Origin of the sequence: Luteimonas panaciterrae, assembly GCF_020511115.1 — a bacterium.
In the GTDB taxonomy this organism is placed as follows: Bacteria; Pseudomonadota; Gammaproteobacteria; order Xanthomonadales; family Xanthomonadaceae; genus Luteimonas; species Luteimonas panaciterrae.
Genome location: NZ_JAJAVH010000058.1, coordinates 1 through 1,134, shown reverse-complemented (window position 1 = coordinate 1,134; position 1,134 = coordinate 1). Strand labels below are relative to the sequence as shown.

Here is a 1,134-nt window from a genome sequence, read left to right as displayed (position 1 = left end):
CCCTGCGCGTTGATCGTCGCGGTGACCGTGATGGTCACGCTCGCGCCCGAGGCCAGGCTGGCGATGGTGCACGGGAACGCCATGCAGCCACCACCGGACACGCCGGTGATCGTTAGATTGGTCGGCGTGTCAGTGACCTGCACGTTGGTCGCGGTGCTCGGACCAGCGTTGGCCACCGTCACCGTGTAGGTCACCGTTTGACCCGTCTGGAACGGACCCGCGGTCGTCAGCGTCTTGGTGACGGAGACGTCGGCGGTCGGCGTAGTGTTGTCACCATCGGTGCCAGTGTTGTTGCCGGTGTTCGGGTCGGTCTCGGTCGGCGTCGCCGTCGCGCTGTTGCTGAAGGCGCCGTCGGCCTGGATCGTGCCGGTGACGGTAATGGTCGCCGTCGAACCCGACGCGATGCTCGCGATCGTGCACGGGAACGCCGTGCAGGCACCACTGACCGTGCCCAGCGTGAGGTTGGTGAGCGTATCGGTCACCTGCACATTCGTCGCGGGCGACGGACCGGCATTGCTCACCACGATGTTGAACGACACCGTCTGGCCGATCAGATAAGGACCAGCCGTGGTCAGCGTCTTGGTGACGGAGACGTCGGCGGTCGGCGTGGTGTTGTCGCCATCGGTACCGGTGTTGTTGCCGGTGTTCGGATCGGTCTCGGTCGGCGTCGCCGTCGCGCTGTTGCTGAAAGCACCGTCGGCCTGGATCGTGCCGGTGACGGTGATGGTCGCCGTCGAACCCGACGCGATGCTCGCGATCGTGCACGGGAACGCCGTGCAGGCACCACTGACCGTGCCCAGCGTGAGGTTGGTGAGCGTATCGGTCACCTGCACATTCGTCGCGGGCGACGGACCGGCATTGCTCACCACGATGTTGAACGACACCGTCTGACCGATCAGGTAGGGGCCGACCGTGGTCAATGTCTTGGTCACCGACACGTCGGCGGACGCCGTCACCGTCGTCGGATCGCTCGGATTGCAACGCGCTTGCGTGCCGCCCGAAGCCGGACAGGTGGTGTCTCCACCACCGCTGGCGCGTGCGGTGTTGGTCACGCTCGGCGCAGCAGCCGCGCCCACCGCCACCGTCAAGGTGATCGGCGAACCCGTCGCGCCGGCCGCGATCGCGGTCGTGCTG

Annotated in this window: 2 protein-coding genes; one reads left to right on the top strand and one right to left on the bottom strand. The window is 66.8% G+C overall.

The genetic code is table 11. The annotated features are described in order from the left end of the window. On the bottom strand, nucleotides 1-932 hold a 932-nt coding region (locus tag LG367_RS18235; protein WP_226470685.1), incomplete at its 3' end, for a DUF7507 domain-containing protein. On the opposite strand from LG367_RS18235, the gene LG367_RS18230 reads away from it, so the two are divergent. Beyond that, the coding region (locus tag LG367_RS18230) for a hypothetical protein (RefSeq protein WP_226470684.1) at nucleotides 913-1,134 on the top strand (222 nt) is incomplete at its 3' end. The two genes, LG367_RS18235 and LG367_RS18230, sit on opposite strands and share 20 nt — an antisense overlap.